The organism is Streptomyces sp. E2N166, assembly GCF_003671715.1.
Taxonomy (GTDB): Bacteria; Actinomycetota; Actinomycetes; order Streptomycetales; family Streptomycetaceae; genus Streptomyces; species Streptomyces thinghirensis.
Genome location: NZ_RAIF01000031.1, coordinates 961,420 through 968,389, shown reverse-complemented (window position 1 = coordinate 968,389; position 6,970 = coordinate 961,420). Strand labels below are relative to the sequence as shown.

The window sequence follows — 6,970 nt, the reverse complement described above, 5'->3', positions numbered from 1 at the left end:
GGCGATGTCGAGGGTGCCGTCCAGGGCCCGTACCAGGTCGGCGCGCAGGCGGGTGGCCTGGGGCAGGGAGCCGTACTCGGCGGCGACGCGCCAGTCCAGCAGCAGGACGGAGCCCTCGACGCCGTCCGGCAACGGATGGGACCGCAGCTCGGCGGTGCGGACGGTCAGCCGGTGCATGGCCAGCACCCCGGCGACCGCGGGGAGCACGCCCGCCTGGTCCGGTACGGCGATCAGCAGCTCCACGCCGAGGGGCTCCGGGTCGGCGGCGCGCTCCGGATCGGCCGGCGGTTCGGTCTGGGCGCGCAGTGCCAGTACCGGCCCGCCCGTGCGGAACGCCTCGACGGCGAGCCGTTCCTGCTCCGCGGTGGGCGCGGCGGCCTCGGGCTCCTCCAGCGGGTCGCCCGCCAGCACCGCCGAGACGCGTTTCACCAGGTCGGCGACGAGGGAAGCCCGCCAGGACGACCACGCGGCCGGCCCGGTGGCCAGCGCGTCCGCCTCGGTCAGGGCGTGCAGCAGCTCCAGGGTGTGCTCCGTGCCGACCGCCTCGGCGACCGCGCGCACGGTGGCCGGGTCGTCGAGGTCGCGCCGGGTGGCCGTCTCGACGAGCAGCAGGTGGTGACGTACGAGGGTGGCGAGGACGGCCGTGTCCCCGCGGTCGAAGCCGATCCGCGCGGCCACGTCCCGGGCGATGGTCTCACCGGCCACGGAGTGGTCCCCGGGCCAGCCCTTGCCGATGTCGTGCAGCAGTGCGGCGACCAGGAGCAGGTCGGGCCGGTGGACGCGGCGGGTGAAGCCGGAGGCGCGCACCGCGGTCTCGATCAGGTGCCGGTCGACGGTCCAGAGGTGGACGGCGTTGCGCTGCGGGCGGCAGCGGACCCGCTCCCAGTCGGGCAGGAGCCGGGTGATCAGCCCCTCGGCCTCCAGTGCCTCCCAGACCTCCACGGTGGGCCGGCCCGAGCCCAGCAGGGTCACCAGCTGCTCGCGTGCCTCGGCGGGCCAGGGCGCGGGCAGCGGGCGCACGGTGGCCGCGAGGCGCCGTACGGCGTGCAGGGAGAGCGGGAGCCCGGCCTGCGCCGCGGCGGCCGCGGCACGCAGCGGGAGCACGGGGTCGCGGTCGGGGCGCGCGGTGCGGGCGAGCACCACCTCACCGTCCTGCTCGACGACGCCCTCGGCGAGCGGGGAACGCTCGGCGACCTGTTTGCCGCCGCCCAGCATGGCGCGCAGCCTCGGCCGCACAGAGCGCGAGCGCAGTACGCGCCCCACCTCGCGCCAGGTGACGTCACCCGCGTAGGAGATGACACGCGCCGCCTCGTACACCTGCCGCAGCAGGGCGTCGGCGTCCAGCAGGCCCAGCTCGGCCGCCACCTGGTCCTGCTCCTGCAACGCCAGCCGGTCGGTCGCCCGGCCCGTCGCCAGGTGGAGCGCGTCGCGTACGTCGAGCAGCCGGCGCCGGGCCTCGGCGAGGCCCTCACGCGGGGCGTCGGCCAGCCAGGAGGCGGCTACGGCGCGCAGGGCGGTGGCGTCGCGCAGGCCGCCCCGCGCCTCCTTGAGGTCGGGTTCCAGCAGGTACTGGAGCTCGCCCTGGCGTTCGGCCCGCTCGGCGCAGAGTTCCTGGAGCTCGGGGAGACGCTTGGGGGCCTGGTTGCGCCAGTCGGCGAGGACCGCGGTGCGCAGCCCGGCGGTCAGACCCAGGTCGCCGGCGAGGTGCCGGGCGTCCAGGAGACCGAGTTGGACTTTCAAATCCTCGCCCGCGGTCCTGCGGGCCTCCGCCGGCGTACGCACGGAGTGGTCGAGGGCGAGACCGAGGTCCCATACGGGGTACCAGAGGCGGTCGGCGAGGGCGGCGACCGCCTTGTCGTCGCCGCCGTCGTGCAGCAGGAGCAGGTCCAGGTCGCTGCGCGGGGACAGTTCACCGCGGCCGTAGCCGCCGACGGCGACCAGGGAGACGCCCCGGAGCGGGCCCGCGGCGGCGAAGAGGCCCGAGAGCCACTCGTCCGTCAGTCCGGCGAGGGCGGCACGGCGCGGCGGCCCGGGCCGCGCCTCCTCGGTGAGGAGGCGCAGCCGGGCCGCCGCGTAGCCGCTGGGTCCCGAGTCCTCTGCTTCTTTCGTCACGTCCGTACTCGTCACCCGGCGACTCCGTTCCGTTCTCGTGCCTCAGAGCTGCGACAGAGCTGCTTCGAAGCTGTTCAGAGCGCGTCGGGGCCGCGCTCGCCGGTCCGCACCCGCACGGCCGTGTCGACCGGAACCGACCAGACCTTGCCGTCACCGATCTTGCCGGTGCGGGCCGCCTTGACCACGACCTCGATGAGCTGCTCGGCGTCGTCGTCCTCGACCAGGACCTCGATGCGGATCTTGGGCACCAGGTCGACGGTGTACTCGGCGCCCCGGTAGACCTCGGTGTGGCCGCGCTGACGGCCGTAGCCGCTCGCCTCGGTGACGGTCAGGCCGTGGACCCCGAAGGCCTGGAGGGCCTCCTTGATCTCGTCGAGCCGGTGCGGCTTGACGACGGCGGTGATGAGCTTCATGCGTCCACCTTCTTGCTCGGGGCCGACGCGGCCACGGAGGCGGCCGGCGTGGCGGTCGTCCGGGCGGCACCGCCGCCGGCGCCGCTGAAGTCGTATGCGGTCTCGGCGTGCTCGGCCTGGTCGATGCCGGCCACCTCGTCGTCCTCCGGCACGCGCATGCCGATCGTCTTGTGCAGGACGAAGGCGAGGATGGCAGAGACGACCAGGGAGTAGGCGAGGACCCCGAAGACACCGGCGCACTGCTTCCAGAACTGGTCCAGGCCGCCGCCGTAGAACAGGCCCGCGACGTCGGACTGGCCCTTGCCGGTGGCGAAGAAGCCGACGAGGAGGGAGCCGAGGATGCCGCCGACGAGGTGCACTCCGACGACGTCGAGCGAGTCGTCGTAGCCGAACCGGTACTTCAGGCCGACCGCCATGGCGCACAGCACACCGGCGATGACGCCGACGGCGATCGCGCCCAGCGGGGAGACCGCGCCGCCCGCCGGGGTGATGGCGACCAGACCGGAGACGGCGCCGGAGGCGGCGCCCAGCGTGGTGAACGCGCCGTGCCGGATCTTCTCGTAGGCGAGCCAGCCGAGGACGGCGGCACCGGTGGCGACCTGGGTGTTGACGAACATCAGCGCGCCGACGCCGTCGTCGTTGCCCAGCCACGAGCCGGCGTTGAAGCCGAACCAGCCGAACCACAGCAGGCCCGCGCCGAGCATGACCAGCGGCAGGCTGTGCGGGCGCATCGGGTCCTTCTTGAAGCCGACCCGCTTGCCGATGACCAGGATCACCCCGAGCGCGGCGGCACCGGCGTTGATGTGCACGGCCGTGCCACCGGCGAAGTCGATGACCCCCAGCTCGAAGGCCCAGCCGCCGGCGCCCCACACCCAGTGGGCGACCGGGAAGTAGACGATCGTGGCCCACAGGGCGATGAACAGCGCCCAGGCCGTGAACTTCACCCGGTCGGCGAGGGCGCCGCTGATCAGGGCGGGCGTGAGCACCGCGAACATCAGCTGGAAGACCAGGAAGACGAAGACCGGGATGGTGTACCCGTCCCACAGCTCGGTCAGGCCGATGTTGCTGAGCCCGATCCAGTCGGAGTTCCAGCCGACGATGCCGCCGGTGTCGGTGCCGAACGCCATGGAGAAGCCGTACAGCACCCACAGGACGGTGACGATGCCGAGGCTGATGAAGCTCATCATCAGCATGTTCAGGGTGCTCTTGACGCGGACCATGCCTCCGTAGAAGAAGGCCAGGGCCGGGGTCATGAGCATCACCAGGGCGGAGCAGATGAGCATGAAGCCCGTGTTGGCGGCAGAGAGCTCCGTCTCTGCGGCGAGCGTGATGGCTGGAGCCATCGGCGTCTCCTCGTCGTTGGTACGGCCCCGTGCGGGCGAAGCCTGAGCGGAATGAGGGGTGGGCCGGTTATGAGCCATGAGATTGGCTCAGCACCGTTTCGGTGGGCGCCCCTCGTTGTTTCGCCGCCGTGACGAAGGCGCTGTGCGTGTTACGCGTCGGTGAACTGCCTGATGCGGGGCCGGGCGATCGTTATCGTGGCGCAACGTCCCGACCGGGACGCAAACCGGCCGCGGCGGCCTCCGAATGACCTGGCATGGGGGAGCCGAGTCGGGCAGTTCGGGAGGGCCGGCCGCGGCCGGGGCTGGTGGGTTTCAGACCGCTTCGGCGGTCTCCGGCAACTCGACGGCGAGCCGCTCGGTGAGGTCGACGATCTCACCGAGGTCGCCGAAATCGCGTACGGCCGTGTCGACGGTCTTGCGGATGCGGGTGTTGACGCGTTCGGAGCGGACCTTCTTGGCGATGCCCATGGCCTCGACGGCCAGGCCGGTGCTCTCCTCGGGCTCGCGGCGCAGCAGGTGCACGGTGGCCATGCCGATCAGGTTCAGCGCGTACGACCGCTGGTGCTCGTCGTCCTCGGCGAACAGCTCCACCGCGCGGCGCATCAGCGGCTCGGCCAGCGAGGCGTAGGCGGGGCTGCGGCCGGCGACGTAGGCGAGGTCGCGGAAGGAGTGGCTGTTCTCTCCGTACAGCTCGGCCTCGGAGAAGAAGCGGATCCAGTCGGGGTCCGGCTCGTCCCACTCGTCGGCCTCGGCGAAGGTGTCCTCGGCCATGCGCACCGCCCGCTTGCAGCGGCCGGGCTGCCCCATGTTGGCGTAGGCGCGGGCCTCCATCGCATACAGCATCGACTGGGTGCGGGGGCTGGCGCAGTCCCGGCTGCCGTACTGAGCGAGGTGGATCAGCTCCAGGGCGTCGTCGGGCCGGCCGAGGTGAATCATCTGGCGGCTCATGCTGGAGAGGATGTACGAGCCGAGCGGCCGGTCACCGGCCTCCTTGGCGGCGTGCAGGGCCAGGACGAAGTACTTCTGCGCGGTGGGCTGGAGCCCGACGTCGTACGACATCCAGCCGGCCAGCTCGGCGAGTTCGGCGGCGACCTTGAACAGCTTGGACCGGGTGGCCTCCGTCTGGGGTTCCTGCAGCAGGTCGGTCACCTCGTGCAACTGGCCGACCACCGCCTTGCGGCGCAGGCCGCCGCCGCACTGGGCATCCCAGCGGCGGAACATCACGGCGGTCGACTCGAGCAGGTCCAGCTCCGGCCTGGACAGGCGCCCACGCGCGCGGGAGGCGGGCGCGGGCTCGCGTCCGGAGGGAGAGGCCGACGGCGAGGGGACGAGCCAGCGCTGCATGGGCTCGATGAGGGACGGGCCCGCGGAGAGGGCCAGCGAGCTCCCGAGGAAGCCGCGCCGCGCCAGCATCAGGTCGCTGCGCGAGAACTCGCTGAGCAGGGCCACGGTCTGCGGGCCCGTCCACGGCAGGTCGACGCCGGTCGCGGAGGGTGTCGGGCGCGTGGAGCGCAGGCCCAGGTCCTCGACGGAGACGACGACGCCGAAGCGCTCGGAGAACAGTTCGGACAGGATCCGCGGGATCGGCTCGCGCGGGTTCTCGCCGTCGAGCCAGCGGCGCACGCGGGAGGTGTCCGTGGAGATGTGGTTGGCGCCCAACTGGCGTGCCCGGCGGTTGACCTGGCGGGCCAGCTCTCCCTTGGACCAGCCGCTGCGGGCGAACCATGAGGTGAGCAGCTCGTTGGGGCGCTTGGCAGCGGGCGACGCGCTTCCCGCGCTCGTACCGCTTCCGCCGTTGCCGCTCACTGGAACGCCCCCATCCCTGAGACCACCTGTCGCCGAGTGCGCCAAGCCCTATCAGAATGCCGGTGGTTGGGGCCCTCCGTCCGGCGGTTGCCACCCTTCGAACGGAAAGCCGAGTTGCCTCCGGCATACCCGCAAGTGCATGCGCCCCACGGCTTCATGCACACAAAGTAATCCTACGATCACCCGTCCAGCCATGGTGATTGCGGAATCGCCACCATTCGCCACCCCTTCGGATGAACTCCCAGTGGCCTGCACGCGATTCACTTGACATAGGCCAACCGGGAGTCGGTGCAACGGTGCACACCGGGGCGCGCGCGGGCGAGCACACCACCCGGCACGCTTCCGGACGCTGCCTGAACCGCGCCGGACTGGGGAGTTGGAAGCAGAGAGTCACGTTTCGCGTCCGCTGCGTAACCGCCGCTGCGTCGACCCGTTGGAGGGGGCATGGGCTTCACGATCGGCATCGGCAGCACCCGGGGCATGCTCGACATCCGGTCCGGCGCGCGCCGCCGCGGTCGCGCGTCGGAGTGCACCGCGGTGGCCGAGTTCACGGGACTGTGGGGCTGGGCCGTGGTGCCGGGGGCCCGCGCCGCCGCGGGCGTGTGCTCGTGCGGCCGGCGTGACTGCCCGGCGCCGGGTGCGCATCCGCTCGGCTTCGCGCCGGAGGTGCCCGCCGGGGCGACACTGGACGAGGCGAGCGAGGCCTGGGCCGAGTTCCCGGGCGCCGCGGTCATGCTGCCGGTCGGTCGGACCTTCGACGTGATCGAGGTGGCCGAGCCCGCCGGGCTGCGGGCACTGGCCCGGCTGGAGCGCATGGGCCTCCCGCTCGGCCCGGTCACGGCGACCCCGCAGGGCCGCGTCCACTTCTTCGTCGCCCCGGGCGCCGCCGCCGAGCTGCCCCGGCTGCTCTACCGCATGGGCTGGGACGACCCGTCCGCCCTGGACCTGCGCGGACTGGGGCCCGGCTCACACGTCACCGCCCCGCCCTCCGACCGCGGCGGCCTCGGCCCGGTGCGCTGGCTGCGTCCGCCGGCCCTCGACTCGGCGACCAGGCCGCCGGCGGCCCGGCTGCTGCTGGGGACACTGGCGTACGTCGCCCATCGGTCACGGGCGTAGGCCTCGGCCTCCGGCGGGGAGGGCAGGCAGGCGAGCGGGCTTCCCGGGCGCACCCCGTTTCCTCACGCGCACGCAGCGCACACCTGCCGCGCCCCGCGACCTGCCCTGCCTCGCACATCAAGCGGCGCGCGCCGTGCCAACGCGCCCGCCACCCGTCACCACACCCGCACGCCCGCCACC

The 6,970-nt window shown here is 72.9% G+C and carries 5 protein-coding genes; 1 reads left to right on the top strand and 4 read right to left on the bottom strand.

Features of this window, described 5'->3' with window-relative positions; genetic code table 11:
* From EBH09_RS26485 to EBH09_RS26470, 4 genes are all read right to left on the bottom strand, one after another.
* Positions 1–2,127 (bottom strand): [protein-PII] uridylyltransferase (locus EBH09_RS26485; protein ID WP_193776543.1); only part of this gene is annotated, 2,127 nt, incomplete at its 3' end.
* 59 nt (positions 2,128–2,186) lie between these two features.
* The gene (locus EBH09_RS26480; protein ID WP_019328769.1) at positions 2,187–2,525 is read right to left on the bottom strand and encodes a P-II family nitrogen regulator; all 339 of its coding nucleotides are present in this window, start codon (positions 2,523–2,525) and stop codon (positions 2,187–2,189) included.
* Entirely contained in the window at positions 2,522–3,868 is a 1,347-nt protein-coding gene (locus tag EBH09_RS26475) for an ammonium transporter (protein ID WP_121749387.1), read from the bottom strand. Before EBH09_RS26475 ends, EBH09_RS26480 begins: the two co-directional genes overlap by 4 nt.
* 312 nt (positions 3,869–4,180) lie before the next feature.
* Complete coding sequence (locus tag EBH09_RS26470) at positions 4,181–5,674, bottom strand: hypothetical protein (protein WP_121749386.1); 1,494 nt, start codon at positions 5,672–5,674, stop codon at positions 4,181–4,183.
* Positions 5,675–6,118: 444 nt separating this feature from the next.
* Here EBH09_RS26470 and EBH09_RS26465 point away from each other — a divergent pair, with 444 nt between their 5' ends.
* The gene (locus tag EBH09_RS26465) at positions 6,119–6,790 is read left to right on the top strand and encodes a bifunctional DNA primase/polymerase (RefSeq protein ID WP_121749385.1); all 672 of its coding nucleotides are present in this window, start codon (positions 6,119–6,121) and stop codon (positions 6,788–6,790) included.
* The last annotated feature ends 180 nt before the right edge of the window (positions 6,791–6,970 follow it).